Annotated in this window: 25 protein-coding genes; 7 read left to right on the top strand and 18 right to left on the bottom strand. The window is 63.4% G+C overall.

Translation table 11 applies throughout. The features are described from left to right. Window positions 1–50: 50 nt before the first annotated feature. The 12 genes from kdpC to AC5PZ0_RS01360 all read right to left on the bottom strand — a co-directional run bounded on the left by kdpC (window position 51) and on the right by AC5PZ0_RS01360 (window position 10,617). The gene (kdpC, locus tag AC5PZ0_RS01415) at window positions 51–602 is read right to left on the bottom strand and encodes a potassium-transporting ATPase subunit KdpC (RefSeq protein WP_493854146.1); all 552 of its coding nucleotides are present in this window, start codon (window positions 600–602) and stop codon (window positions 51–53) included. Window positions 603–612: 10 nt separating this feature from the next. Beyond that, a complete protein-coding gene (gene kdpB / locus AC5PZ0_RS01410; protein ID WP_493854145.1) occupies window positions 613–2,667 on the bottom strand; it encodes a potassium-transporting ATPase subunit KdpB in 2,055 nt (684 codons plus the stop codon). A 9-nt stretch (window positions 2,668–2,676) separates the two neighbouring features. Then, entirely contained in the window at window positions 2,677–4,371 is a 1,695-nt protein-coding gene (gene kdpA, locus AC5PZ0_RS01405) for a potassium-transporting ATPase subunit KdpA (protein WP_493854144.1), read from the bottom strand. Between the two features lie 9 nt (window positions 4,372–4,380). After that, on the bottom strand, window positions 4,381–4,470 hold the full coding sequence (kdpF, locus tag AC5PZ0_RS01400; protein ID WP_033693985.1) for a K(+)-transporting ATPase subunit F: 90 nt from the start codon (window positions 4,468–4,470) through the stop codon (window positions 4,381–4,383). Window positions 4,471–4,603: 133 nt separating this feature from the next. After that, a complete protein-coding gene (locus AC5PZ0_RS01395) occupies window positions 4,604–5,650 on the bottom strand; it encodes an AI-2E family transporter (RefSeq protein WP_027592850.1) in 1,047 nt (348 codons plus the stop codon). A 12-nt stretch (window positions 5,651–5,662) separates the two neighbouring features. Next, complete coding sequence (locus AC5PZ0_RS01390; protein ID WP_265967956.1) at window positions 5,663–6,457, bottom strand: DUF4892 domain-containing protein; 795 nt, start codon at window positions 6,455–6,457, stop codon at window positions 5,663–5,665. 109 nt (window positions 6,458–6,566) lie between these two features. Continuing rightward, complete coding sequence (locus tag AC5PZ0_RS01385; protein ID WP_099428729.1) at window positions 6,567–7,421, bottom strand: alpha/beta hydrolase; 855 nt, start codon at window positions 7,419–7,421, stop codon at window positions 6,567–6,569. Next, complete coding sequence (locus AC5PZ0_RS01380) at window positions 7,418–8,206, bottom strand: alpha/beta fold hydrolase (RefSeq protein ID WP_027592853.1); 789 nt, start codon at window positions 8,204–8,206, stop codon at window positions 7,418–7,420. The genes AC5PZ0_RS01385 and AC5PZ0_RS01380 overlap by 4 nt, the downstream gene beginning before the upstream one ends. A gap of 94 nt (window positions 8,207–8,300) precedes the next feature. Then, window positions 8,301–8,642: a hypothetical protein gene (locus AC5PZ0_RS01375; RefSeq protein ID WP_027592854.1), complete on the bottom strand. Its 342-nt coding sequence runs from the start codon at window positions 8,640–8,642 to the stop codon at window positions 8,301–8,303. Between the two features lie 110 nt (window positions 8,643–8,752). Beyond that, a complete protein-coding gene (gene sixA, locus AC5PZ0_RS01370) occupies window positions 8,753–9,211 on the bottom strand; it encodes a phosphohistidine phosphatase SixA (RefSeq protein ID WP_493854143.1) in 459 nt (152 codons plus the stop codon). Continuing rightward, window positions 9,208–9,555 (bottom strand): DUF4389 domain-containing protein, encoded by a 348-nt coding sequence (locus AC5PZ0_RS01365; protein WP_027592856.1) that lies wholly within the window; start codon window positions 9,553–9,555, stop codon window positions 9,208–9,210. The genes sixA and AC5PZ0_RS01365 overlap by 4 nt, the downstream gene beginning before the upstream one ends. A 36-nt stretch (window positions 9,556–9,591) precedes the next feature. Then, window positions 9,592–10,617: an NAD(P)H-dependent glycerol-3-phosphate dehydrogenase gene (locus tag AC5PZ0_RS01360; RefSeq protein ID WP_099428728.1), complete on the bottom strand. Its 1,026-nt coding sequence runs from the start codon at window positions 10,615–10,617 to the stop codon at window positions 9,592–9,594. A gap of 137 nt (window positions 10,618–10,754) precedes the next feature. On the opposite strand from AC5PZ0_RS01360, the gene AC5PZ0_RS01355 reads away from it, so the two are divergent. The 5 genes from AC5PZ0_RS01355 to fabB all read left to right on the top strand — a co-directional run bounded on the left by AC5PZ0_RS01355 (window position 10,755) and on the right by fabB (window position 17,675). Next, the gene (locus AC5PZ0_RS01355; RefSeq protein ID WP_172960343.1) at window positions 10,755–12,902 is read left to right on the top strand and encodes a TonB-dependent receptor plug domain-containing protein; all 2,148 of its coding nucleotides are present in this window, start codon (window positions 10,755–10,757) and stop codon (window positions 12,900–12,902) included. Then, window positions 12,902–13,792: an ABC transporter substrate-binding protein gene (locus AC5PZ0_RS01350; RefSeq protein WP_085272569.1), complete on the top strand. Its 891-nt coding sequence runs from the start codon at window positions 12,902–12,904 to the stop codon at window positions 13,790–13,792. Before AC5PZ0_RS01355 ends, AC5PZ0_RS01350 begins: the two co-directional genes overlap by 1 nt. Then, window positions 13,789–15,720: an ATP-binding protein gene (locus AC5PZ0_RS01345; RefSeq protein WP_027592860.1), complete on the top strand. Its 1,932-nt coding sequence runs from the start codon at window positions 13,789–13,791 to the stop codon at window positions 15,718–15,720. Before AC5PZ0_RS01350 ends, AC5PZ0_RS01345 begins: the two co-directional genes overlap by 4 nt. A 207-nt stretch (window positions 15,721–15,927) precedes the next feature. After that, a complete protein-coding gene (fabA, locus tag AC5PZ0_RS01340; protein WP_027592861.1) occupies window positions 15,928–16,443 on the top strand; it encodes a 3-hydroxyacyl-[acyl-carrier-protein] dehydratase FabA in 516 nt (171 codons plus the stop codon). An 11-nt stretch (window positions 16,444–16,454) separates the two neighbouring features. Beyond that, the gene (gene fabB / locus AC5PZ0_RS01335; RefSeq protein WP_027592862.1) at window positions 16,455–17,675 is read left to right on the top strand and encodes a beta-ketoacyl-ACP synthase I; all 1,221 of its coding nucleotides are present in this window, start codon (window positions 16,455–16,457) and stop codon (window positions 17,673–17,675) included. A gap of 55 nt (window positions 17,676–17,730) precedes the next feature. On the opposite strand, the gene AC5PZ0_RS01330 is transcribed toward fabB, so the two are convergent. Continuing rightward, complete coding sequence (locus tag AC5PZ0_RS01330) at window positions 17,731–18,735, bottom strand: amidohydrolase family protein (RefSeq protein WP_493854142.1); 1,005 nt, start codon at window positions 18,733–18,735, stop codon at window positions 17,731–17,733. A gap of 115 nt (window positions 18,736–18,850) precedes the next feature. On the opposite strand from AC5PZ0_RS01330, the gene AC5PZ0_RS01325 reads away from it, so the two are divergent. Further along, window positions 18,851–19,714, top strand: coding sequence for a pirin family protein (locus AC5PZ0_RS01325; protein WP_493854141.1), 864 nt, complete (start codon window positions 18,851–18,853; stop codon window positions 19,712–19,714). Window positions 19,715–19,943: 229 nt separating this feature from the next. Here AC5PZ0_RS01325 and AC5PZ0_RS01320 read toward each other — a convergent pair whose 3' ends face one another. From AC5PZ0_RS01320 to AC5PZ0_RS01305, 4 genes are all read right to left on the bottom strand, one after another. After that, window positions 19,944–20,669, bottom strand: coding sequence for a dienelactone hydrolase family protein (locus AC5PZ0_RS01320; protein WP_274888181.1), 726 nt, complete (start codon window positions 20,667–20,669; stop codon window positions 19,944–19,946). A gap of 64 nt (window positions 20,670–20,733) precedes the next feature. Continuing rightward, complete coding sequence (gene htpG / locus AC5PZ0_RS01315; protein ID WP_027592866.1) at window positions 20,734–22,638, bottom strand: molecular chaperone HtpG; 1,905 nt, start codon at window positions 22,636–22,638, stop codon at window positions 20,734–20,736. Between the two features lie 70 nt (window positions 22,639–22,708). Then, entirely contained in the window at window positions 22,709–23,191 is a 483-nt protein-coding gene (locus AC5PZ0_RS01310; protein ID WP_238215980.1) for a PaaI family thioesterase, read from the bottom strand. Continuing rightward, on the bottom strand, window positions 23,188–23,664 hold the full coding sequence (locus tag AC5PZ0_RS01305) for a PaaI family thioesterase (protein ID WP_274888178.1): 477 nt from the start codon (window positions 23,662–23,664) through the stop codon (window positions 23,188–23,190). The genes AC5PZ0_RS01310 and AC5PZ0_RS01305 overlap by 4 nt, the downstream gene beginning before the upstream one ends. Before the next feature lie 153 nt (window positions 23,665–23,817). Between AC5PZ0_RS01305 and AC5PZ0_RS01300 the strand changes: the two genes are divergently transcribed. Further along, a complete protein-coding gene (locus AC5PZ0_RS01300; RefSeq protein WP_027592869.1) occupies window positions 23,818–24,093 on the top strand; it encodes a hypothetical protein in 276 nt (91 codons plus the stop codon). Window positions 24,094–24,160: 67 nt separating this feature from the next. Here the strand turns inward: AC5PZ0_RS01300 and AC5PZ0_RS01295 are convergent, their stop codons facing one another. Then, window positions 24,161–24,910, bottom strand: a complete 750-nt coding sequence (locus tag AC5PZ0_RS01295; RefSeq protein ID WP_027592870.1) for a DUF599 domain-containing protein — start codon at window positions 24,908–24,910, stop codon at window positions 24,161–24,163. Between the last annotated feature and the right edge of the window lie 85 nt (window positions 24,911–24,995).

Here is a 24,995-nt window from a genome sequence, read left to right as displayed (position 1 = left end):
TTACTGTGGGAGCGGGTTTACCCGCGAAGGGCCGCAACGCGGCCCAACTGTCAGCGGCCCAATATCTCCAGGGCCTGGTTCAGCGCCAGGACATTGACCACAGGCGGCCCGATCAATGGGTGGAGGGTGGCCTCTTCCACCAGGGCTTGCAAGCGCTCAACGGGCACCTTGCGGGCCGCTGCCACACGCGCTACCTGATAAGCCACCGCCTCCGGCGGCAAATGCGGGTCCAGGCCACTGCCTGAGGTGGTCAGCAAGGCTTGCGGCACAGGCCCTTGCTCAGCCCGGTACAGCTTCGCGGCCTCGCTGCCCACCCGCTCGGCCAGCGCCGGGTTGCTCGGCGACAGGTTGCTGGCACTGCTGGCAACCGTGGCATAAGCCCCTGCCGAGGGCCGCGAATGGAACCAGCCATCGCCTTGGAAATCCTGGGCGATCAGTGCCGAGCCGCGCACCTCGCCGCGCACGTCACGCACCAGGCTGCCATTGGCCTGTTCAGGGAAGGCGACCTGGGCAATACCGGTCACCGCCAGCGGGTACAACGCGCCGGTGACCAGCGTCATCAACAAGGCCAGGCTCAAGGCCGGGCGTACATAAGTGTTCATGGCGGCCTCCTCAGACCAGGTGCAAGGCATTGAGCAGCATGTCGATCAGCTTGATCCCGGCGAACGGCACGATGATCCCGCCCAGCCCGTAGATCAGCAGGTTGCGCCGCAGCAGGTGGGCCGCGCTCGCCGCGTGCACCCGCACACCGCGCAGCGCCAGCGGGATCAACACGATGATGATCAGCGCGTTGAACACGATCGCCGACAAGATCGCGCTCTGCGGGCTGGCCAGGTGCATCAGGTTGAGCACGCCCAGCTGCGGGTAGATGGCCGCGAACAACGCCGGCAGGATAGCGAAGTACTTGGCCACGTCGTTGGCAATCGAGAAGGTGGTCAAGGCGCCACGGGTCACCAGCAGTTCCTTGCCCACCTGGACCACGTCGAGCAGCTTGGTCGGGTCGCTGTCCAGGTCGACCATGTTGGCCGCCTCACGGGCTGCCTGGGTGCCGTCGTTCATGGCCATGCCCACATCGGCCTGGGCCAGCGCCGGGGCGTCGTTGGCGCCGTCGCCGCACATGGCGACCAGGCGGCCGTCGTTTTGCTCCTGACGGATGCGCGCCAGCTTCTTCTCTGGGGTGGCCTCGGCCAGCACGTCATCGACCCCGGCCTCGGCGGCAATGGCAGCGGCCGTCAGCGGGTTGTCACCGGTTACCATCACGGTGCGGATACCCAGCTTGCGCAGCTCGGCAAAGCGCTCGCGAATACCCGGCTTGACCACGTCCTTGAGGTGGATCACCCCAAGCAAGCGCTGGTCGACACACACCAGCAGCGGCGTGCCGCCACTCTGGGCAATGCGCTCGACCTCGCGGGCCAATGCCGGCGGCATTTCCAGCCGTTGCAGGCCAACGAATGCCAGCACCGCATCGACAGCACCCTTGCGGTAGCGGTGCTGCTGGAAGTCGACACCCGACAACCGTGTCTCGGCGCTGAAGGCGATCGGTTCGAGCTGCTGCCCGGAGGGTTCGACGAAGTCGTGCAACTGGCGCAGGTACTCGACGATCGACTTGCCCTCGGCTGTGTCATCGGCCAGCGAGGCGAACAAGGCACCCTCCCCCAGCTCCTTGGCGGTGACGCCCGGCGCGGCATGCAGCGCGCTGCAGCGGCGGTTGCCGAAGGTGATGGTGCCGGTCTTGTCGAGCATCAGGGTGTGCACGTCGCCCGCAGCTTCCACCGCGCGGCCGGAGCGGGCAATGACGTTGAGCCGGACCAGGCGGTCCATGCCGGCAATACCAATGGCCGACAGCAAGCCGCCGATGGTGGTGGGGATCAACGTCACCAGCAGTGCGGCCAGGAAGATCAACGGCAGGCTACCGCCGGCAAAGTGGGCGAACGGCTGTAGGGTCACGACCACGATCAGGAAGATCAGGGTCAGGCCAATCAGCAGGATATCCAGGGCAATCTCGTTGGGCGTCTTCTGCCGTTTGGCCCCTTCGACCAAGGCGATCATGCGGTCCAGGGTCGACTCGCCAGGGTTGCTGGTGATGCGGATCAGCAACCAGTCAGACACCAGCCGCGTGTTGCCGGTGACCGCCGAACGGTCGCCGCCGGACTCGCGGATCACCGGGGCCGACTCACCGGTGATGGCCGCCTCGTTGACCGCCGCGATGCCTTCGATTACCTCACCGTCACCCGGGATCAGTTCACCCGCGATCACCTTGACCACATCGCCCTTGCGCAGCGCGGTCGCGGCAACCGTTTCGAAAGCGCCAGCGCTGTCGCGACGCTGGGCACTCAACCCCTGGCTCCCAGCCTTGAGGCTGTCGGCGCGGGCCTTGCCACGGCCTTCGGCGAGGGCTTCGGCGAAGTTGGCGAACACCACGGTAAACCACAGCCACAAGGCAATTTGCACCGCCACTGTTGTGCTCACGCCACTGCCGGGGGCAAAACACAACACAGTGGTCAGCGCGGCAGTCAGCGCCACCACCAGCATCACCGGCGAGCGCTTGAGCTGCCGAGGGTCCAGTTTAACGAAGGCCTGGATCAGGGCCGGGCGCCAGAGCGCGGCGAAGCGGGTCTGGTCCTTGGCGCTGTGGGGGGCTTTTACTTCAGGAATGGGCATGTTCATGGTGGTTCCTCAGAAGCCCAGGCTCAGGTGTTCGGCAATTGGCCCGAGGGCCAAGGTCGGCAGGAAGGTCAGGCCACCCACCAACAGGATGGTCACCAGCAACAGGCCGGTGAACAGCGGGCCGTGGGTGGGGAAGCTGTTCAGCCCCTGGGGTGCGCTCTTTTTCGCCGCCAGGCTGCCGGCCAGGGCCAATATCGGCAGGATGTAGCCGAAGCGGCCGACCAGCATGGCCAGGCCGATCATCAGGTTGTGGTACACCGTGTTGGCGCCAAAACCAGCAAAGGCCGAACCGTTGTTGGCGGTGCCGGAGGTGTAGGCGTACAGCAGTTGGCTAAAGCCATGGGCACCGGGGTTGCTCACCGCCGCCGCCGGGCCCGGCAGGCTGGCGGCGATGGCGCCCAGCACCAGCACGCCGACCGGCATCACCAGCAAAGTCGCCACCAACAGTTGCACCTCACGCGCTTGCAGCTTCTTGCCCAGGTATTCCGGGGTACGGCCAATCATCAGGCCGGCCAGGAACACGGCGATCAGCACGAACAACAGCATGCCGTAGAGCCCCGCACCGACGCCGCCGAAGATCACCTCGCCGACCATCATGTTGACCATCGCAACCATGCCGGTCAGCGGGTTGAGGCTGTCGTGCATGGCATTGACCGAGCCATTGGAGGCTGCCGTAGTGGTCACTGTCCACAGCACCGATCCGGTGGTGCCGAAGCGGCTTTCCTTGCCTTCCAGCGGCGCGCTTTGCTGCACCTGCGCACTCTGCAAGGCCGGGTTGGGCTGGTATTCGGACCACAGCGCTGTAGCCCCACCGATAAGGAACAGGCTCAGCATGCAGGCAAGAATCGCCCGGCTCTGGCGCAGGTCTTTCACGTAATGGCCGAAGGTGAACACCAGCGCCGCCGGGATGAGAATGATCGACGCCACCTCGAACAGGTTGCTCCACGCCGTGGGGTTTTCGAACGGGTGTGCCGCGTTGACGCCGAAGAAGCCGCCGCCGTTGGTGCCCAGCTGCTTGATGGCGATCTGGCTGGCGGCCGGACCGAGCGGGATGGTCTGGTCAGTGCCTTGCAGGGTCAGTGCGTGCGCATAGTCGGCAAAGGTCTGCGGCACACCCTGCCACACCAGCAGCAGCGCCAGCACCAGGCACAGGGGCAACAACCCGTAGAGCGTGGCCCGAGTCATGTCGACCCAGAAGTTGCCCAGGGTGGCGGCCGAACGGCGGGCAATGCCGCGGCACAGGGCCACAAGTACTGCCAGGCCAGTGGCAGCACTGACGAAGTTCTGCACCGTCAGGCCCAGCAACTGGCTCAGGTAGCTGACCGATGACTCGCCGCTGTAAGCCTGCCAGTTGGTGTTGGTGACGAAGCTTACGGCGGTGTTGAACGCCAGCGACCATTCCTGCCCGGGCAGTTGCTGTGGGTTGAGCGGCAAGTAGCCCTGCAACAACAGCACGGCAAACAACAACAGGAACCCGGCCAGGTTGAAGGCCAGCAACGCCAGGGTGTATTGCTTCCAGTTCTGCTCCTGGTCGGCGCGTACGCCTGCCAGTCGATAGCAGGCCTGCTCAACCGGGCCCACCACCGGTGACAGCCAGGTGCGTTGGCCTTCCATCACCTTGTAGTAGAACCGCCCAAGCCAAGGTGCCGGTAGCAGCACGATGGCGAAAAACGCCAGTAACAAGGCAAAGTCGTAACTGTGCATGGCCACTCCCTAGCTGCGATCGGCGCGCAGCAGCGCCATCAGCAGGTAAATCGCCAATGCCACTGCCAGCAGCAGTGACAGCCCGTCGAGCATGTTCATGTGTGGAGCTCCCCGTGGTGCGGCGCTTGGGCCGCTTTGGGGAAATTGTCCGAGGGAGGGGCGTAAAGGGGCGAGATCGAGGGATGGATCAACGCATAAAGAATGTGTAAAAAACGCGCCCCGTTCAAGGGCGCTACGGTGTTTGCTGCCCGGCGTTGCGGCTCCAGTCCAGCAGCAGGCTATACCCCACCGCCAGCAAAGTCGGCCCGATGAACAGGCCAATGAAGCCAAAGGCGATCAACCCGCCGAACACACCGAGCAGCACGATGACCAGCGGCAGGTTGCCGCCACGGCTGATCAGGTAGGGCTTGAGCACGTTGTCCACGCCACTGATGACGAAGGTGCCCCAGATACCCAGGAACACCGCCATGCCGTACTCCCCTTTCCACGCCAACCAGGCCGTCGCGGGGATCCACGCCAGGGGTGGCCCCATGGGGATCAGGCTGAGCATGAAGGTCACCAGGCCCAGCACGATGGCCCCGGGGACGCCGGCAATCAGGAAGCCGATCAGCGCAAGCAAGGCCTGGGCCGCTGCCGTGCCGATGACACCGTTGACCACGCGTTGCACGGTGCCCGCCACCAGGTCCAGGTAGTACTCGGCGCGATCGCCGGTCAAGCGCTGCAACAGGCGCAGCACGAACGCCGACAGGCGCGGGCCGTCACGGTAGAAGAAGAACACGAAGACCAGGCTCAAGCTCAGTTCGAGCATGCCGCTGCCAATCTGCGCACTGCGCGCCAGCAACCAGTTGCCCACCTGGCCCAGGTAAGGCTTGATCGAAGCGATCAAGGCCGCACCTTGCTGGTCGAGCGATTGCCACCAATTGACCATGCGCTCACCCACCAGGGGAATGCTGCCCAGCCAGGCCGGCGCCTCGGGCAGGCCATCCACCTGCACATCACGGACAAACGCCGTGGCATCACGAATGTGATCCGCCAGGTTGAAACCCAGCCATACCAGCGGCAACGCCACGATAAGAATCCAGGCCGCCGTCAGCAGGCTGGCGGCCAACGTTTCGCGCCCGCCCAGCGCACGCGTCAGCAAGCGCATCAGCGGCCAGCTGGCAAAGGCCAAAATGGCGCCCCACAGCAGCGCCGAAATGAACGGTGCCATGACCCACAACGCAGCGCCGAGCAGCGTCAACAGGACGATCTGGATCAGCAGGCGGTCATTATTGGCCATGGCGGTGCTCGTTCAACGGATCAGTTCCAGGTGCAGGCCATCGGTGGGGGCGTTGCCGACCTCGAGCCGGTTGCTGCGCACGCCCGCCTTGACCAGTTGCTCACGCCACGCTTCGGCCTCTTTGCCGCTGAGGCTGGCGCGCAAGGTGCTGTCCAGGTTGAGGCTACGCCCCAACAACGCCACCCAGGCAGGTTGCGGCGTGCTCAGGTCAGGGTAGTCGAGCTTGCCGGTGTCGCGCATTTCGCGCAGCACCGTGGCGGCCGTGGGCAGCAGCTCACCCAGCGGGCTGGCAGCGACGAACTCTTCCACGTGCAGGTAGGCGCGGCGGTTGCCGCGGGTGACGCTGTACAACGCCACCAGTGTGTCGGCCTCTTCTGCAGAACGGCGTAGGAGGATGAACGCCTGCTGCTCGTCTCCGCCATTGAGCCGTGCACTGCCGAATACATCATTGGCCCAAAGGCTGGCTTCGCCGCAGTCGCGGCCCTGGCACCAGAACAACGGGTAACCCCCGTCGTGTTGCAGTGCTTCGCGGGCGCTGGTGAACGCTTCGCGGGCCGTGCGCTCCACCGGCAGTTCATAGGTGACCGAGCTGACCTGGCCACGGCTTTCGACCTTGTCGTCGACCCGCAGGCGGCCGCTGATCTTGCGCAAAGGCCCCATGGGGTACACGCGCTCCTGCTCCACTGCAGGGCGTTGGTCGACCACTTTGGCATCCACGGGAACGGGCAGGCTACCTGCCCACAGCAAGGGGCTGGCGAGCACGAAGCAGGCAGCGAGGGTAGTACGGAGGGTTACGGGCGCGCTCATCGGCAGCCCAGTCGGCGCGGAGCGCCGAAGCTAAGGTCCAGCGTGTCTGGCATGTGCATGGTTGTCTCCCTGTTCAACCCGCCAAGCCTCGGCACTTGTCCGGTGCAAGTCAAGCAAAGCCAAAGAAGCGATTGAAACAGTCTGCGACAAGGGCCGCGCCCTGCTCATCGTTCAGGTGCAGGTGATGCCCCCCAGGCAGCGTCACCTGCTCAAAGCGTAGCTGCTCCAGCAACTCGGTGTGGCGCGCCAGCATGCCATCGGCGGCCACCACCAGGCAGGCCGGGCAACTCACCCGCCTGACAAAGGCCATGGCTTGCGCGTGGCTCAGGCGAACAGGGGACGGCAAGGTCAGGCGGCTGTCGCTGCGCCAGCTGTACCCCCCCGCTACTGGCATCAGCCCACGCTGGGCCAACAGTTCGGCTGCCTCGCGGCTGACGGCGACCATACCCTTCATGCGCGCCTGCACGCCCTGCTCCAACGCCGGGTAGACGGATTTACGTTTGCCATCCAGGCGCAGCTGCGCCTGCAATGCCATGCCCAGGCGTTCACCGGCGTCCTGCTCGGCCCCGGTGGGCGGAATGACGCCATCGATCAGCGCCAGGTGGCTGACCCGCTCCGGCAAGGCGCCCGCCAGTTGCACTGAGATGATCGCCCCCAGTGAATGGCCCAGCAAGGCAAAGCGCTGCCAACCCAACTGCTCGGCCACCCGCAACACATCGTGGGCGTAGTCGGCCAGGGCATAACTGGCGCCAGGCGGGCGATGCTCCGAGTAACCATGGCCCGCCAGGTCCAGGGCGACGATGCGCAGGCCCTGCAGCCGCGGCGCCAGCCGGGCAAAGCTGTTGGCGTTGTCCAGCCAGCCGTGCAGGGCAATCACCGGCAGCCCATCCTCAGGGCCGAACAGGTGCGCAGCCAGCTCGATATGGCCCAGGCTCAGGCGGATTTCCTCCATGTGCGCGCTCATTCGTGGCTCCAACGGTCGAACAGGCCTTTGATCAGGCTGGCGGTGTCGGTCGGGCGTTCCAGGGGGAACATGTGCCCGCCCGGCACGCTGTGGTACTCGCCTTTGGCCATGCCGCGCACGGCCAGCGTGTGGTGCCGGCGGATCACGTTGCTGCGCTCGCCGCGCACCATCGCCAGTGGTACCTGCAGTTGCCGGGCAGGCGCTGGGCTGGCATGGGGGATGCTGCGGTAGATACTGATCTCGGTAGCCGGGTCGAAACGCAGGCGCAGCCCTTCTTGCGCGGGCTCCAAGCCATGCTCCAGGTAGGCTTCCAGGCAGTCGGGGTCAAAGTGGCGGAACAAGCGTTTGCTGGCGAAATAGTCCCGTGCGCTGTCGCGATCGGCAAACGCCTCGCGCCGCCCCAAAGTGCGGCCGGCCGGGGTGATGCGGTCGATAAAGCCAAAACGCTTGGCAGTGCGCAGCAGCCACTGATCGGCGCGGGTCAGCACCGGCGAGTCGAGCATCACCACCCCGCGGTAATACTCGGGGCAACGCAAGGCGGCATGCAAGTGCAGTACCCCGCCCAACGAATGGCCAACCCCCCAGACCGGCGCGTCCTGCTGCGCCAGGTGGTGCAGCAATTCATCGACCAGGTTCTGCCAGTTTTCATTCACCGGGAAGCGCGGGTCGTGGGCATGCTGGGGCAGGTGGTGAACGTGATAGTCCGGCGCCAGGGCAGCGAACAGCTTGCCGTAGGTGGCAGACGGGAAACCATTGGCGTGGGCAAAGAAGATGTGCTGCGACATGGCGCCTGGTCCGGACGGTGGGAGGATGGCCCATTGTCGGCATCGCGGGGCCGCTCGGCAATGTCCGGAAAGGTCATCGGCGAGGGCTATCAGGTCATCGGGTACGCACAAAACTGGCCAGCGAACGCTGCAGGCAGGCCTGCATATAGGCCAGCTGGCTCTCGAGCACTTCACGCGCCAGGCACTGGTCCTCATAGTCGAGCTGCAATCGGCGCAGCGCCAGGCAACTGGTCTGCAGCAAGCGGGACACCCGCAGGCAGGCTTCCTGCAGCTCGCCCAGGTCGTCTTTAGCATCGCCCACCTTGCCCATCAGGTGATAAAGCTTGGCGTCGGCCGAGTCGCGCAACACGCTGTACCGGGCAAAGTCCAGCACCACGCCTTCCTGCACTTTGTCTACTGTGGGTTGCAAGTCCAGTGAACGTAACAGCGCTTGCATATCACCCTTCATCAACTGCTCCCTGCCTGGCCACTCATTCGATGTGGCGCCACGCTAGCAAGCGGTCGAGTGAAGCGGCAACTGGCAGAAATGCCAGTTGCCAAGAGGCGTCAGGCTGGCGAACTGATTGCGCGCAAGGTCATCAGGCCTGCCAACGGCCACTCCCCTTCCAGCTCCGCCAGGCTGGCGGTGCTCATGGGCGCCGGTTGCTGTACATGACCATGCTCCAGGGCACAGACCAAGGCCCCCACCAGTGGTTGGTGGCTAACCAACAGCACGTGCTCCAGGCCGAGCTTTTCGATTTCACCGATCACCTGCTGCACATTGCTGTCCGGCGTCAGCCAGGCCGCGGTGCGCACTGGCGCGGGGAAATCCAAGGTGTCATGCACCAGCGCTGCCGTTTGCTGGGCACGGACATAAGGGCTGGCGATGATGGCCTGCAACGGCTGCCCAAGCAGGCGCGCGGCAGTGTGCAGCACCTGCTCGCGGCCATGGCTGGTCAGGCGGCGTTCGGCGTCGCTGTTGGCCCGAGGCTCTGCCTCACCGTGGCGCAGCACCCACAGCTTCACAGCTTGGGCTCTTCGTCACGCACCGGGTGCGGCGCGGGTGCCACAGCATGGGGCGCCTCACCTTCTGGGGCGCGCGGGGCTGGCCAGTCGGCGAATGGCCAAGGCTTCTGGTCGCTGTGAAAGCTGCCGAAGCGGCCGATCTGCGCCAGGTACTGGCTGAGGCTATCGCCGAAGTTCATCAGGCTGGCGCTGGGGGCGCCGTAGACCAAGCGGTAGATCAGCTGTACCAGCACCAGGCCGCCCAACAGCAGCTCGGCCAATTGCCAGACCACCAGGAACACCAACATCCACAGCACCCGCAGGATGATCGACTCGCGCTGGGCGCGTTCGGGCGTATCGTTCATGTGTCGCTCCTTGTTCCGGTCGAAGCCGCTGACGGCTTAATTAAAACCACTGATGGAAATGAAATCGACGTCGGTCTTGGGTTCGGCGCGCATCAGGTGCTCGATCACCTGGTTCAAGGTACGGCCCTCGAACAGGATGGCGTGCAGGCCCGCCACCAGCGGCATGTACACCTGAACTTCCTGCGCCTTGGCCTTGAGCACCTTGAGGGTGTTCACCCCTTCGGCAACTTCGCCCAGCCGATTGACGGCCTGCTCCAGGCTCAGGCCTTGGCCCAGGGCGTGGCCGACCTGATAGTTGCGGCTCTTGGGCGAGGAACACGTAACGATCAGGTCACCGACACCGGCCAGGCCCAGGAAGGTCATGGGGTTGGCACCCTGGCTCACGGCGAAGCGGGTCATCTCGGCCAGGGCACGGGTAATTAGCATGCTCTTGGTGTTCTCGCCCATGCCCAGGGCCACGGCCATGCCGGCAATAATGGCGTAGACGTTTTTCAGTGCCCCGCCCAGCTCGACCCCGAAGCGGTCAGCACTTGCGTAGACGCGGAAGGTACGCCCGTGCAATACGGCCTGCACCTGTTGGCAGAGTTGTTCATCTTCGCTGGCGACCACGGTGGCGGTCAGCGCATGTTCGGCGATTTCGCGGGCCAGGTTTGGCCCCGACAGGACGCCGATACGGGCTTGAGGTGCGATTTCTTCGATGATCTGGCTCATCAGCTTGAAGCTCTGCGCCTCGATACCCTTGGTCAGGCTGACCAGGCCCTTGCCGCGCAACAACTCGGCATGGGGTGCCAGCACGCTGCGCAAGGCGCTCGACGGCAAAGCGACGAACACCAGGTCGCAGGCCTGCAAGGTGCCCAGCAGGTCGTTGACCGGCTCTACGCCGTCGTGCAGGCGAATGCCTTTGAGGTAGCGTGGGTTCTCGCGGTTGACACGCATGGCCTCGGCCTGCTCGGGGTCGCGCATCCATTGGCGCACCGGCACACCGTTTTCCGCCAGCAGGTTCGCCACGGCGGTGCCGAAGCTGCCGCCTCCCAGAACTGCAACAGGCTGCTGTTCAGTCATATCTAATCCGTTAAAGCCAAAAGTTAAGTGGCGACGCTGCATTATACGGTGCGTATTCGACAGGGCCAGTGCCAGCGCCTACGAAAGGGCTGGCAAGGAAGCCCTGATCACTGGCAAAAGCCCTGCGGTCGGTTAACATGCCTGTTTCATCCCTGAAACAAGGTCGTACCGTGTTCCCAGGCACGCCTCCTTACCCGCGTCTTCTGCTTCTGACTGCCCTGCTCGGCGGCCCGGCCATGGCCGACGATCTGTTCATCGACAACACCGACCTGCCGCAGGTTCTGACCGCCACCCGGCTCAAACAATCCCCGGCGGCGGTCCCTGGCAGCATGACCGTGCTCGACAGTGAGCTGATCCGCGCCAGCGGCGCCCGCGATATCCCCGAACTGCTGCGCCTGGTGCCGGGCATGATGATCGGCTACGGCGCCGGCAACCAGCCGACGGTCAACTACCATGGCAGCAACGTCAACGACGCGCGGCGCATGCAGGTGCTGATCGATGGCCGCTCGGTGTACCGCGCGGGCCTGGCGACGGTGGACTGGAGCGACATCCCCCTGGCCATGGAAGACATCGAGCGCATCGAGGTGTTCCGCGGCCCCAACACGGTCAGCTATGGCGCCAACGCCTTGATGGCCGTGGTCAACATCCTCACCCGCAACCCGGCGGACAGCCATGGCACGCGCCTCAAGGTCACCCGCGGCGAGGATGGCATCAACGATTTCTACGCCAGCCATGGTTTTGGCTGGGACGGCGGCGACATGCGCCTGTCGGTGTCCGGCCAGCAAGACGATGGCTTCGATCAGGACCAGTACGGCCAGGACTACCGTGACAGCCGCCGCCTCACCCGCTTCAACCTCAGCGCCAGCCACACCCTGGCCCCCGACCAGACCCTGGAATGGCAACTGGCGGCCAAAGAAGGCAGCAACCAGCGCCCCTATACCTACCAGCCGGTGTTCCCCTACGTCACCGAGCGCGGCGACAACACCGACGCCAACGCCAAGGATTACGCGGGTTCGGTACGCTGGAACATCGACTTCAACCCCGAGCACAGCCTGTACGTCCAGGGTTCGGCCCAGCACTTCGACCGCCAGCAAGTCTGGCGCGCCTGCGATGCGGCGCTGTCGTTCAGCCCAGAGCTGACCCGCCTGTGGCAGTTGAACCCGAACTTTGCCGAGCTGGTGGCGCGCGGCGCAAACGCTCCACCGCGCAGCAGCAACCCCGAAGAACAGGCGCTGGTCGATGCCATCAAGGACCAGTGGAACAACCAAGGTGGCCGCGATGTGGTCTGCGGCGATGTCGACCAGAGCACCCGCGAAACCCGCTACGACCTGGAAATCCAGGACACCCTGAGCCTGACCGACAGCCTGCGCCTGCTCAGCGGCATGAACTACCGCTATGATCGTGCCGACTCGCAGACGTACTTCAATGGCAGCCTCGTCGACCAGACCTGGCGCCTGTTCGGCCAGCTGGAATGGCGGGCCGACGAACACTGGATCATCCAGGGCGGGGCGATGTTCGAAGACGCGCGCCTGTCTGGCAGTTCGCTGACCCCACGGGTGGCGGTCAACTACCTGATCACCCCGCGCCATGGCCTGCGTGCTGTCTATTCCGAAGCGGTTCGCTCCCCCGACATGTTCGAGAACAACGTCAACTGGAGCTACACGGTCAAAAACCTCAACCCCAGTGCGTTTGGCCAGCCGCACGGTGAGTATTTCGTCAAGACCCGCGGCCCGGGCGACCTCGAGCAAGAGCGCATGCGCTCGCGCGAGCTGGGCTACAACGGCTATTTCAGCGACATCGACCTGAGCATGGATGTGAAGCTGTTCTACGACGAGATCACCGGAATGATCAGCGAGCCTTTGAAGAACAACCAATACATCGCCAGCAACAGCAACAAGGCGCGTTTCACCGGCAGCGAGGCGCAACTGGACTGGCGCCCCACCCTGCGTGACCGCCTGCGCGTGACCTACGCCTACGTCGACGCCTGGGCCAGCAACCCCGACGACCGCCGCCTCAGCGCCCGCAACAGCGGCTCGGCGGGCTGGATGCGCGAGTGGGGCGACGGCTGGTCGAGTGCGCTGTTCTATTACGGTGACGATGCCCTCAACCAGTACCGCTACGAGCGCCTGGACCTGCGCCTGGCCAAGCGCTTCCGGGTACAGGGCAGCAACCTTGAGCTGGCGGCGCTGTGGCAACAACGCCTGGACGATGAGCCCACGACTGCGCTGCAAAACCGCTACGACAGCCGCCACCGCCTGAGTGTCAGCGCGGAGCTGGAGTTCTGATGGCCCGCTTGCTGCGCGTGCTGCTGCTTTGCCTGTGGCCCCTGGGGCCGCTGTCCGCCGGTGAAATCTTGCTGGTCGGTGGCGAGGATCAGCCCGGCATTCGCAGCTTCGTCGCCGCATTCGAAAGCCATCGCCCGCATGATCGGGTGCGTTTCCAAACCACTGCCGACTTGCCCCGCCCAAGCCAGCTCAAGGGCGATCAACGCCTGGTGCTGCTTGACAGTGCCGCGCTGGACTGGCGCCTGAGTGAAAACGCCGGGCCACCAGCATTGGCCATGCGGGTCAGCCGAGTACAGGCTGAACAGCGCCTGGGAAAGTCGCGCCCCCCCTTCCTTACACTGCTGTGGAGCGACCCGCCCCTGGCCCGGCAACTGCGCCTGGCGCGCTACCTGCTGCCACAGGCGCAACGCATCGGGGTGCTTTACGGTAGGCAAAGTGCCTTTTTGCTGGATGAACTGCGCCATGCCGCCCGCCCGCTGGGCCTTGAGATCATTGCCCAGGACTGGCCCGACCAACGTGACAGCCGGCCCCTGCAACAGCTGTTAGGCAACAGCGATGTACTGCTGGGCCTCGACGACCCCGCCCTGTACAACCCCAAGACGGCGAAAAACCTGCTGCTCAGCAGCTACGGCCGGCAAATGGCGTTGATTGGCCCAAATGCCGGCTTCGTTCGCGCAGGCGCCCTGGCCAGCACCTACAGCGACCAGGACGACTGGCTGGCCGTGCTCGACCATTTGCTCGACCAGCCACCCGCGCGCTGGCCGCGAAGCCTTTACCCGGCGCGCTACGGCGTCAGTGGCAACCAGCAGGTGGCACGCGCCCTGGGCCTTGAACCGATCGACCCGAACGCCGCTGCCAAGGCCCTGGCCGAAGGAGAATCCACCCCATGAGCAGACGCCTGAGCTGGGACATCCACACCCGCACCCAGATCATCAGCCTTGGCCCGGCCCTGCTGCTGACCTTGCTGCTGATCAGCTTCTTTACCTTCGTGCGTATCCAGGACTTGCGCCAGGAACTCAACCACACCGGCCAACTGATCGCCAACCAGCTGGCGCCCGCCTCCGAGTACGGGGTTATCTCGGGCAACAACGAGGTGCTCGAAGGGCTGATGCGCGCCACCCTGAGCATTCCGCACGTGCGCTTTCTCGAGGTGCAGGACAGCCGCAACCACATCCTGGTCTACGTTGAGCAGTCCGACGAAAGCGCCAACCGGGCGCAGCAAGTGGAAGTGTTCCAAGCGCCCATCCGCCTTCAGCAAATCCGCCTGGACACCGACTTCCTGCAGCCCGGCAACACCTCCACGCCGGCCATTGGCGACGACTACCTGGGGCGGGTGATCGTGGGCATGTCCGATGACGCCTTCAGCCAGCGCCAGCAGGAAATCGTCATCAAGGCGGGCATCCTGGCCCTGTTCGCCCTGCTGTTCACCTTCCTGCTGGCCCGCCGCCTGGCCATGAGCCTGGCCAAGCCGATCAGCGACATGGGCCACGCGGTCAAGGCCATTCAGCAAGGCGAGTACAACACGCCCCTGCCCGTGGTGGATGACAGTGAACTGGGCCATCTGGCGCACCACATCAACAACCTGGCCAACGCCCTGGAGCAAGCCAGTGACGAGCAGAAGCGCGCCATCGCCCAGTTGACCCAGGCCCGTGAAGAAGCCGAACAGGCCAACCGGGCCAAGTCGGACTTCTTGGCGATGATGAGCCATGAGCTGCGCACCCCCATGAATGGCGTGCTGGGCATGCTGCAATTGCTCGAAACCACGCCCCTGACCAGCGAGCAGGCCGAGTACACCGCCGTTGCCAGCGAGTCCACCGGGCACCTGCTCAAGGTCATCAACGACATTCTCGATTTCTCGCGCATCGAACGCACCGCACTGGAGCTGGAGCGCATCGACTTCAACCTCGGCGAGCTGATCGCCAGCAGTGTCCAGTCGTTCCAGCACAGTGCCCAGCAACGTGGCCTTGGCTTGCACCTGAACATGCCGACGGGCATCGAGCACCTGAACGTGAACGGCGACCCCACGCGTATTCGGCAGATTCTGCTGAACCTTGTCGGCAATGCCCTGAAATTCACCGAGCAGGGCCAGGTGCAGGTCGAAGCGCGCTGCCAGGTGCTGGACCGCCAACTGCTGTGGTTCACCTGCAGCGTGCGCGATACCGGTATCGGCATCGACAGCGACCGCCTGGAAATGATGTTCGTGGCCTTCCAGCAGGCCGACAGCTCGATTTCCCGGCGCTATGGCGGCACGGGCCTGGGCCTGTCGATCGCACGTACGCTGGCCGAACGCATGGGCGGCAAGCTGCGCGGTGAGAGCCGCGAAGGCCTGGGCTCGACCTTTACCCTGGAAATGCCCTTGGCCCTGGCCGCACCGGCCCAGGCGCCACTGCCCGGGGCGGTGCGTGAACAGCGCCCACTTACCGGCAGCGAGCGGGTGCTGCTGGTGGAGGACAACCCGGTCAACCAGAACGTCATCGAAGCCATGCTGCGCAGCCTGGGGCTTGAGGTGAGCGTGGCGGCAGACGGTATCCAGGCGGTCGAACAGGTCAGCCAGCAACCGTTCGCCGCCATTCTGATGGACTGCCGGTTGCCGAACCTGGATGGCTATGAAGCCACCCAGCGCATCCGCCTGCTGCCAAACGGCATCCACGTGCCGATCATCGCCTTGACCGCGAACGCCTTGCAGGGCGACCGTGAGCGTTGCATGGCCGCGGGCATGGACGACTACCTGAGCAAACCCTTGCGCCGCACCGAGCTGCAGCGGGCGCTGCAACGCTGGTTACCCGGTCAGACAACCGCGACTGGCGATAAATGCTAAAGTGCGGCAGTCTTAAGGACTGGACAGGACGTTCTTCGGACCTGAAAATAGACGTTTCAGTGAACACCTGTACTTCTTTCGCCAGGTGCACTGTGACTTTCACCACAACGCAATAGTCTACCTGTAGGCTGCCGCCCCGGAGTCATCGCTTTTCGGGCCGGCCGGGAAGATTCATCCCCTGCCGCAGGGGGTTATTGAGGAGCTCGCATGACCAAACAACACGCCTTTACTCGGGAAGACCTGCTGCGCTGCAGTCGCGGTGAGCTGTTCGGCCCAGGTAATGCGCAACTGCCCGCGCCGAACATGCTGATGGTCGATCGCATCACCCATATCAGCGAAGAAGGCGGCAAGTACGGCAAAGGTGAATTGGTCGCCGAGCTGGATATCAATCCGGACCTGTGGTTCTTCGCCTGCCACTTCGAAGGCGACCCGGTGATGCCGGGCTGCCTGGGCCTTGACGCCATGTGGCAGCTGGTCGGTTTCTTCCTCGGCTGGCAAGGCCTGCCGGGCCGCGGCCGTGCGCTGGGTTCGGGTGAAGTGAAGTTCTTCGGCCAGGTATTGCCTACCGCCAAGAAAGTCACTTACAACATTCATATCAAGCGCGTCCTGAAGGGCAAGCTGAACATGGCCATCGCCGATGGCTCGGTCAGCGTCGACGGCCGCGAGATCTACACCGCCGAAGCCCTGCGGGTCGGCGTGTTCACCTCCACTGACAATTTCTAAGGGTTATTCGCATGCGCCGCGTCGTTATCACTGGTCTGGGCATCGTATCGTGCCTGGGCAATGACAAAGAGACCGTCACCGAAAACCTGCGTAACAGCCGTCCGGGTATCCGTTTCAACCCGGAATACAAGGAAATGGGGCTGCGCAGCCAGGTTTCCGGGTCGATCGACCTCAACCTCGAAGAACTGATCGACCGCAAGGTCTACCGCTTCGTCGGCCACGCCGCGGCCTACGCCTACCTGGCGATGCAGGACGCGATCAAGGACGCCGGCCTGACTGAAGAGCAGGTTTCCAACCCGCGTACCGGCCTGGTTGCCGGCTCCGGCGGCGCCTCGACCCTGAACCAGATGGAAGCGCTGGACACCCTGCGCGAGAAAGGCGTCAAGCGCGTCGGCCCATACCGTGTTACCCGCACCATGGGCAGCACCGTTTCGGCTTGCCTGGCCACGCCGTTCAAGATCAAGGGCCTGAACTACTCGATCTCCTCCGCCTGCGCCACCAGTGCACACTGCATCGGCACCGCGCTGGAGCAAATCCAGTGGGGCAAGCAAGACATCGTCTTCGCCGGTGGTGGTGAAGAAGAGCATTGGAGCCAGTCGTTCCTGTTCGATGCCATGGGCGCCCTGTCGACCAAGCGCAACGAAACCCCGGAACTGGCCTCGCGCGCCTACGACAACGACCGTGATGGCTTCGTCATCGCGGGCGGTGGCGGCATGGTGGTAGTCGAGGAGCTGGAGCACGCTCTGGCCCGTGGCGCCAAGATCTACGCCGAAATCGTCGGCTACGGCGCGACCTCCGACGGCTACGACATGGTTGCCCCAAGCGGCGAAGGCGCCATCCGCTGCATGCAGCAGGCGCTGTCCACCGTCGACACCCCGATCGACTACCTGAACACCCACGGCACCTCGACCCCGGTCGGTGATGTTGCCGAGATCAAAGGTGTTCGCGCCGTGTTCGGCGACAAGGCACCGAAGATCAGCTCGACCAAGAGCCTGTCGGGCCACTCGCTGGGCGCCGCTGGCGTGCACGAGGCGATCTACTGCCTGCTGATGATGGAAAACAACTTCATCGCCGGCTCCGCCAACATTGACGAGCTGGACCCGGAGGTCGCCGACCTGCCGATCCTGCGTCAAACCGAAGAAAACGCCAAGATCGATACGGTCATGAGCAACAGCTTCGGCTTCGGCGGCACCAACGCTACCCTGGTGCTCAAGCGCTGGGAAGGCAAGTAAGGCCTTGAAGCAGTAATGAAAACGCCCCGACTGGTTCGGGGCGTTTTCTTTTGTGTTACCTAGCCTTGGGCAACACAGCCAGAAAATTATCCTTGGCCACCTTGTGCGCCACCGCCTCCGGCAACGCATCCAGAAACGGCTTGAACCCGTGCATCTGCTCGCCAAGGCTCCCAAACTTGCCCACCACATCCGACCCGAGCATGAACCGCTCCGGGTAACGCTCTACCAACGCCACCCAAGCCTTGCGCGGCACACCCTTGTCATCCAGCAGATAAGGCTCGAGCACGCTCCACGACAGGTCGACATACAGGTTCGGGTAATCCTCCAGCAAGCGCGTCAGCACCGGCAGCAGAAAGTCCATCTGCGTCTGATGCCGATGAATTTCCATGCTGCTGCCAGCATGCGCCCAGATGAAACGCGTGTGCGGGTGATTGCGCAGCGGCTCTTCGATTTCGGCCAGGTACAGTGGGTTGCGTTCACGCTTGGAGGTGATGTTGGAGTGCAGCAGCACTGGCAAGTCCCGCTCGGCCGCCAGGTGATAGATGCGGGTCATGGCCTCGTTGTTGGCGCGCGGGGTGTCACCGCTGGTCAACGCCGTCAGGTCGTCGTGGCGGGTGAACACCTCGCCAATGCCCTGCCAGAGCCCTGGGTAGAGATCGAGCATGCGCTCGATATGGCTGACCGCGTTCTTGTCCACCGGGTTGAAGCCGGTCAGAAACGGATGAAAGCGCTTGCGCTGCGCTGCGGGCAGTTCTTGCACCGCTGCCGCCACGTAGGTATCGGTCGCGCTGTACCAATAGGCATCGGCGTCGTCCCCGGCGTAGTAGCGCGGGCGCTTGGGTTCGTCCTCATGCCATTTCTTGGCCACCGGAATACCAGAAATCATCGACTGCTCGATGCCGGCTTCATCCATGGCCTTGATCAAGGCCGGCATGCCCTCCGTCTCCTGGAAAAAGTCGACGTAGTGCAGGTGGGCGTCACTGTAGCGGTAATCACGCGCCTGCGCCGTCAGGCACACCCCTGCGCACAACAACGCGCCAGCCAGCATTCTGGCGATCATGGGCAGCTTCCTTCTCCTGGTTCGAACAGGGTAGACCGACCGCCAAGCGCAGCAGTTCAGCCCTGCCCGGCAAACCGCTATGCTTGGAGCACTTGCAACCTGCCTGGAGCCCCTCATGAGCAGCCCCCTGGTCATCCGCCCACGTGCCGAGTCGGTCGAGGGCCAGCCGATTTTTCGCCCGCTGCCCTCGGCCCAATGCCGCAGTGTCGGCCCGTTCGTGTTCTTCGACCACATGCTCGAAACGGACTACGCCCCAGGCCATGGCATGGACATCCGCCAGCACCCGCATATCGGCCTGTCGACGCTGACGTACCTGTTCGAAGGCGAGATCCTGCACAAGGACAGCCTCGGCTCCGAACAGCACGTGAAGCCAGGCGATGTCAGCTGGATGACGGCAGGCAGTGGCGTGGCGCATGTCGAGCGCACCCCTGCCGGTGCGCTTGCCCGCGGCTCGCGCCTGCATGGCCTGCAGGTGTGGTTGGCGTCACCCCGCGCGCTCGAACAAGGCACGCCCCATTACAGCCACCACCCGGCGGCTAGCCTGCCGGTGAGCGATAGCCTTGGTGTGCGCATCTGCATGATTGCGGGCAGTGGCTTTTGCCTGGAATCGCCGGTACCCGTGCTCTCCCCTACCCTTTACGCGCATGTGCAGATGCAGCCCGCCACTGCATTGCGGGTACCTGATGAGCCAGTGCAACGGGCGCTCTACCTGCTGGATGGCGAGTTGATGCTCAATGATGAGGAGGTTGAGCCATGCAGCCTGGTGGTACTGCCCGAGGGTGAGCAGATGACATTGTATGCAGAGGGTGAATGCCAGCTGGTGTTGATCGGCGGCGAGCCACTGGATGGGCCGAGGCGGATGAACTGGAATTTCGTGGCGAGCGATCCGGCCTTGATCGAGCAGGCCAGGGTGAGGTGGGCTGCGGGGGATTGGCCTACGGTACCGGGGGAGACATCGCGGATCGCGTTACCAAGATAAATGGGGGGCCGCTTTGCGCCCCAATCGCTGGCAAGCCAGCTCCCACAGGGTCCTCACAGGGTCTGAGCCTGCGCAGATACCTGTGGGAGCGGGCTTGCCCGCGAAGAGGCCGGGACAAGCACCACAAGACAGTTGCTCCCACAGGTGCGGCGCTAGACTTGGAGGCTACACAGTTCGGGTGGGAGCCGGCTTGCCGGCGAAAGGGCCGCGCAGCGGCCCTCATGCACTGTCAGCGCTGGAACACTTCAGTCAGCAGATTGTGCATCGAGCGGAACGCCCGCTCCGATGTCTTGCGGTCGTACTGCATCTTGCCCGGTACATTGGCATTCGGGTCAGTGAACGAGTGCACCGCACCACCATAGCTAAGCAGCTGCCAATCGACCTTGGCCGCGTTCATCTCCTCCTCGAACGCCGGCAGTTGCGCCTTCGGCACCAGCGGGTCCGCTGCGCCGTGCAACACCAGCACCGAGCCCTTGATACGCTTGGCATCTTCAGGGTTCGGGGTGTCCAGCGTGCCATGGAACGACACCGCCGCCTTCAGGTCGGCGCCCGTACGCGCCAGCTCCAAGGCACAGCAACCGCCGAAGCAGAAGCCGAAGGTGGCCACCTTGCCAGGGTCCAGCAGTGCCTTCGACTGCGCCAGCAACTGCGACAGCGCTTCATTCATGCGCTTGCGCAGCTCGGTGCGGTCGTTCTTCAGTGGCATCATCGCCACACCTGCCTCATCGGCATTGGTCGGCCGCACCGACTGCCCATAGAGGTCGGCAATCAGCACCACATAGCCCTTCTCGGCCACTTCCTTGGCAATGCGCTCGGCACCTTCGCCAATCCCCATCCAGTTCGGCGCCATCACCAGGCCAGGCTTAGGTAGCGCACCGGGCTCATGGACCAGACGGCTTTCATACGTTTTGCCGGACAGGTGATAAACCAGCGATTCGACGATTACCTTGCTCATCAAGCACTCCTTAAGGCTTCACCATGAAAAAAGCCCGCCGAAGCGGGCTTTCCTTTGCATCAACTCAAGCAGATAGCTCGACCAGCAGCTTGTTCAGGCGACGAACGTAGGCCGCCGGGTCTTTCAAGCTGTCACCGGCCGCCAGGGCCGCCTGATCGAACAGGATGTGCGACAGCTCGGCGAAGCGGTCTTCGCTCTGCTCGTTATCCAGCTTCTCGATCAGCGGGTGGGTCGGGTTGAACTCGAAGATCGGCTTGGAATCCGGCACCTTCTGCCCGCTGGCTTCGAGGATCTGACGCATCTGCAGGCCCAGGTCCTGTTCGCCGATGGCGAGGATAGCCGGCGAGTCGGTCAGGCGGTGGGAGACACGCACCTCGGCAACGCTTTCACCCAGCGCGCCTTTCAGGCGCTCGACCAGGCCTTCCTTGTCTTTAGCGACTTCTTCCTGAGCCTTCTTGTCTTCCTCGGAGTCCAGCTTGCCCAGGTCCAGGTCGCCGCGGGCAACGTCGACGAAGCTCTTGCCGTCGAACTCGTTGAGGTAGCTCATCAGCCACTCATCGATACGGTCGGTCAGCAGCAGGACCTCGATGCCTTTCTTGCGGAAGACTTCCAGGTGCGGGCTGTTCTTGACCTGCGCGTAGGTCTCGCCGGTGAGGAAGTAGATCTTGTCCTGGCCTTCCTTGGCACGGGCCAGGTAGTCGGCCAGGGCGACGCTCTGCTCACCGCTGTCGTCATGGGTGGAGGCGAAGCGCAGCAGGCCTGCGATCTTCTCTTTGTTGGCGAAGTCCTCGGCCGGGCCTTCCTTCAGCACCTGGCCGAAGTTTTTCCAGAAGCCCTTGTACTGCTCAGGCTCGTTCTTCGCCAGCTTCTCCAGCATGTCCAGCACGCGCTTGGTCAGCGCAGTCTTCATCGAATCGATGATCGGGTCTTTCTGCAGGATCTCGCGCGACACGTTCAGCGACAGGTCGTTGGAGTCGACCACGCCTTTGATGAAGCGCAGGTACAGCGGCAGGAACGACTCAGCCTGGTCCATGATGAAAACGCGCTGCACATACAGCTTCAGGCCACGCGGTGCTTCACGCTGGTACAGGTCGAACGGCGCGCGGGCCGGCACGTACAGCAGCGAGTTGTATTCGAGCTTGCCTTCGACCTTGTTGTGGCTCCAGGCCAGCGGGTTTTCGAAGTCATGGCCGATATGCTTGTAGAACTCCTGGTACTCCTCGTCCTTGATTTCGGTACGCGGACGGGTCCACAGGGCGCTGGCGCGGTTGACGGTTTCCCATTCCTCGGCGGGCTGTTCTTCGCCTTCGGCAGCGGCTTGCTCCTTTGGCAACTGGATCGGCAGGGCAATGTGGTCGGAGTACTTCTTGACCAGGTTGCGCAGGCGCCAGCCATCAGCAAACTCCTGCTCGTCCTTCTTCAGGTGCAGGACGATGCGGGTACCGCGCTCTGGCTTGTCGACGGTTGCGACTTCGAACTCGCCCTCGCCTTTCGACGACCAGTGCACACCCTCGGAGGCTGGCTGGCCAGCACGACGGCTGTAGACGTCGACCTTGTCAGCCACGATGAAGGCCGAATAGAAGCCCACACCAAACTGACCGATCAGGTGGGAGTCCTTCTTCTGGTCACCGGTGAGGTTCTTCATGAAGTCGGCGGTGCCGGACTTGGCGATGGTACCCAGGTGGGTGATGACGTCTTCGCGGCTCATGCCGATGCCGTTGTCGTCGAGCGTGATCGTACCGGCGTCCTTGTCGAAGCTCAGCCGAATGCGCAGATCCGCGCCGCCTTCGAGCAGTTCCGGCTTGGCCAAGGCCTCGAAGCGCAGCTTGTCAGCGGCGTCGGAGGCGTTGGAAACCAGCTCACGCAGGAAGATTTCCTTGTTGGAATACAGCGAGTGAATCATGAGGTGCAGCAGCTGCTTTACCTCGGTCTGGAAGCCCAGGGTTTCCTTTTGTGTTTCCACACTCATGGTCTTCAAAACTCCGATCAGATGACAGTGGGCGCCTGGCAGCCAGTTCGGCCTGCGTTAATGGCGGATGTCATGCAGATGGGGGCTGCCCAGACGATTTCAAGGGCTTTTCCGGTTCGATCTTGAAATGCGCCCGCGCAGTGGCAATTGGCGACTGCCGATCACCCTGCCAGGCAGTGATGGCGACATTGGTCACCCGTCGCCCCTGGCGCCACAGCTGGCACTGGGCATACGTGTCGCGAAAATGCCCGGCGCGCAGGTAGTCGATGGAGAAGTCGATGACCTTGGGAATGCTCGCACTCTCGCTGAAGATCAGCAGATACAGCGCCGCAGAAAGCTCCATGAAGCCTGCGATCACCCCGCCGTGGATCGCGGGCAGTAAAGGGTTACCAATGTTGTCTGCACTGGCGGGCAGGCGAAACAACAGGTCCTCGCCCTCGCGCTCGCATTCGATGCCGATCAAGCCAGCATAGGGAATCAACGCCAGCAGGGGCCGGTAGTCACCGACCGCATGGGCCGCATTGAGCTGTTGACGGACCTCTAGAGGGATCATGCGTCACCTTCCTTGAGCCGGTTGCCAAAGCCCAGGCCGCCCTTGACTTGCGGCCCCAGGCGCATGAACGTGCCTACCACCTGGCAGATCGGCCGGTCGGGGTCGTCCTGGTAGGCGCTGCCACGGGTGAAGATCACATCCCGGGTAACCCGATAACACTGGGCGTGGCCAAAGATGTCCTTGCCGGATTCGGCCGCGTGCATGTAGTCGATGCGCAGGTCCAAGGTCGGGCACACCTCGAATCGCGGCAGTGCACACAGGGTGGCCATGCCGCAGGTGGTGTCCAGCAACGTGGTCAGCGCCCCGCCGTGGACCGCGCCGGTTTGCGGGTTGCCGACGATCGCAGGCGACCACGGCAGGATCAACGTCATGCCGTCGGCGTCGGCATGTGCCACGCGCATGTGCAACAACTGACAATGCTTCAAGGCCGACAGAAAACGTTCGGCCATGGCCATCAAGCTTGAATCGCTCATCGCAAGTTCCCGGGCCGCTGATGCAACGGCATAAAAACGTTAAAAAGTCTATATAGAACGGGGGGTTATATATCTGTAACCTTCGCGGAACTTCTTCCGCGTAGTTGCACTCGAAGGAACAAGTCACTTATTCCACCAAGGAGAAACACCCCCATGCGTAAACCTTTTGCTTTTGCTCTCATGCTGGCTGCTACCATGGGCCTGGCCGCTTGCGATAAAGCGAGCGAAGATAAAGCCCAGGACGCGCAGCAACACGCTGAGCAAGCCCAGGAAAAGATGGGCGAAGCTCAGGATAAGATGAACGAAGCCGCCAAGGAAAACGCCGAAGCCGCCAAAGATCAGGCCGAAGCGCAGCAGAAGGCAGCTGAAGAAGCCGCTCCGTCGACGGAAGCAGCACCTGCTACTCCGGCCGAACCTGCCAAGCAGTAATCGGCGCGTACAAAAAAACCCGACAATGTCGGGTTTTTTTGTATCTGCAGTTTAAAGATTAAACGTTTCAGGCACCGGAAACGGAACTTTCTTTAGCGGTATCAATCGGCGCACTTTCCGTGGGCGTGTACACCATCACATCCAGCACATCGGAATGGAACTCGCGGCGGTACAGAATCAGCACTACGCCGACACTCATGCCCATAAATAACCACGGGCTGATAAACCAGCTCAACATGGCCATGCCAAAGTAATAAGCGCGCAACCCGAAGTTGAACTGGTTGGCCGCCAGCGACAGCACCCTCGCCGCACGTGAGGCAAAAGCCTTGCGCTCCAGTTCATTGACCAGGCGCTCACCAATCATCGGCGCCGAGCCGACCAGCACGGCTGCAAAGTTGTACTGGCGCATGCACCAACTGAAGGTGAAAAAGGCATAGACGAACACGGTCGCCAGGCACAGCAGCTTGATTTCCGACATGCCCTGGGACGCCTGCTGCACCAAAGGCAGGTCAGCCAGCAGCGACAGCGCCCGGTCCGAAGCGCCGAGCACAGTCAGAATACCAGCAAGGATAATCAGCGTGCTGGAGGCAAAAAACGAGGCATTGCGCTCCAGGTTGCCGATCACGCTGGCGTCAGCAATGCGGTTGTCGCGCAGCAACATGCGGCGCATCCAGTCTTCACGGTACAAGTGCAGCACGCTGGCCAGGCAGGCGGTGTCGCGGCCTTTCCAGATGGCATAGCGGGTATAGCCGCCCCAGCAGGCGACAAACCAGGCGATTGCCAGCAGGTTGTTGAGATTGCTTTGAATGAAGTTCATGCAGGTTTCCCGAAAGCCAGGTGCACAAGAGTAGAGACCGCATTTCGACGCCCGCAAGCACGGAAAGACACACCGCTGTCACAAA

The organism is Pseudomonas sp. 5.2 (assembly GCF_059025405.1).
The sequence above is the reverse complement of the archived record's forward strand: the minus strand, read 5'-3'. Positions and strand labels throughout refer to the sequence as shown.

Excerpts from the sequence above, each read along its gene's own strand:
- kdpC (WP_493854146.1), bottom strand. The coding sequence starts at position 602 with ATGAACACTTATGTACGCCCGGCCTTGAGCCTGGCCTTGTTGATGACG.
- kdpB (WP_493854145.1), bottom strand. The coding sequence starts at position 2,667 with ATGAACATGCCCATTCCTGAAGTAAAAGCCCCCCACAGCGCCAAGGAC.
- kdpA (WP_493854144.1), bottom strand. The coding sequence starts at position 4,371 with ATGCACAGTTACGACTTTGCCTTGTTACTGGCGTTTTTCGCCATCGTG.
- kdpF (WP_033693985.1), bottom strand. The coding sequence starts at position 4,470 with ATGAACATGCTCGACGGGCTGTCACTGCTGCTGGCAGTGGCATTGGCG.
- AC5PZ0_RS01395 (WP_027592850.1), bottom strand. The coding sequence starts at position 5,650 with ATGGCCAATAATGACCGCCTGCTGATCCAGATCGTCCTGTTGACGCTG.
- AC5PZ0_RS01390 (WP_265967956.1), bottom strand. The coding sequence starts at position 6,457 with ATGAGCGCGCCCGTAACCCTCCGTACTACCCTCGCTGCCTGCTTCGTG.
- AC5PZ0_RS01385 (WP_099428729.1), bottom strand. The coding sequence starts at position 7,421 with ATGAGCGCGCACATGGAGGAAATCCGCCTGAGCCTGGGCCATATCGAG.
- AC5PZ0_RS01380 (WP_027592853.1), bottom strand. The coding sequence starts at position 8,206 with ATGTCGCAGCACATCTTCTTTGCCCACGCCAATGGTTTCCCGTCTGCC.
- AC5PZ0_RS01375 (WP_027592854.1), bottom strand. The coding sequence starts at position 8,642 with ATGCAAGCGCTGTTACGTTCACTGGACTTGCAACCCACAGTAGACAAA.
- AC5PZ0_RS01365 (WP_027592856.1), bottom strand. The coding sequence starts at position 9,555 with ATGAACGATACGCCCGAACGCGCCCAGCGCGAGTCGATCATCCTGCGG.
- AC5PZ0_RS01360 (WP_099428728.1), bottom strand. The coding sequence starts at position 10,617 with ATGACTGAACAGCAGCCTGTTGCAGTTCTGGGAGGCGGCAGCTTCGGC.
- AC5PZ0_RS01355 (WP_172960343.1), top strand. The coding sequence starts at position 10,755 with ATGCCTGTTTCATCCCTGAAACAAGGTCGTACCGTGTTCCCAGGCACG.
- AC5PZ0_RS01350 (WP_085272569.1), top strand. The coding sequence starts at position 12,902 with ATGGCCCGCTTGCTGCGCGTGCTGCTGCTTTGCCTGTGGCCCCTGGGG.
- AC5PZ0_RS01345 (WP_027592860.1), top strand. The coding sequence starts at position 13,789 with ATGAGCAGACGCCTGAGCTGGGACATCCACACCCGCACCCAGATCATC.
- fabA (WP_027592861.1), top strand. The coding sequence starts at position 15,928 with ATGACCAAACAACACGCCTTTACTCGGGAAGACCTGCTGCGCTGCAGT.
- fabB (WP_027592862.1), top strand. The coding sequence starts at position 16,455 with ATGCGCCGCGTCGTTATCACTGGTCTGGGCATCGTATCGTGCCTGGGC.
- AC5PZ0_RS01330 (WP_493854142.1), bottom strand. The coding sequence starts at position 18,735 with ATGATCGCCAGAATGCTGGCTGGCGCGTTGTTGTGCGCAGGGGTGTGC.
- AC5PZ0_RS01325 (WP_493854141.1), top strand. The coding sequence starts at position 18,851 with ATGAGCAGCCCCCTGGTCATCCGCCCACGTGCCGAGTCGGTCGAGGGC.
- AC5PZ0_RS01320 (WP_274888181.1), bottom strand. The coding sequence starts at position 20,669 with ATGAGCAAGGTAATCGTCGAATCGCTGGTTTATCACCTGTCCGGCAAA.
- htpG (WP_027592866.1), bottom strand. The coding sequence starts at position 22,638 with ATGAGTGTGGAAACACAAAAGGAAACCCTGGGCTTCCAGACCGAGGTA.
- AC5PZ0_RS01310 (WP_238215980.1), bottom strand. The coding sequence starts at position 23,191 with ATGATCCCTCTAGAGGTCCGTCAACAGCTCAATGCGGCCCATGCGGTC.
- AC5PZ0_RS01305 (WP_274888178.1), bottom strand. The coding sequence starts at position 23,664 with ATGAGCGATTCAAGCTTGATGGCCATGGCCGAACGTTTTCTGTCGGCC.
- AC5PZ0_RS01300 (WP_027592869.1), top strand. The coding sequence starts at position 23,818 with ATGCGTAAACCTTTTGCTTTTGCTCTCATGCTGGCTGCTACCATGGGC.
- AC5PZ0_RS01295 (WP_027592870.1), bottom strand. The coding sequence starts at position 24,910 with ATGAACTTCATTCAAAGCAATCTCAACAACCTGCTGGCAATCGCCTGG.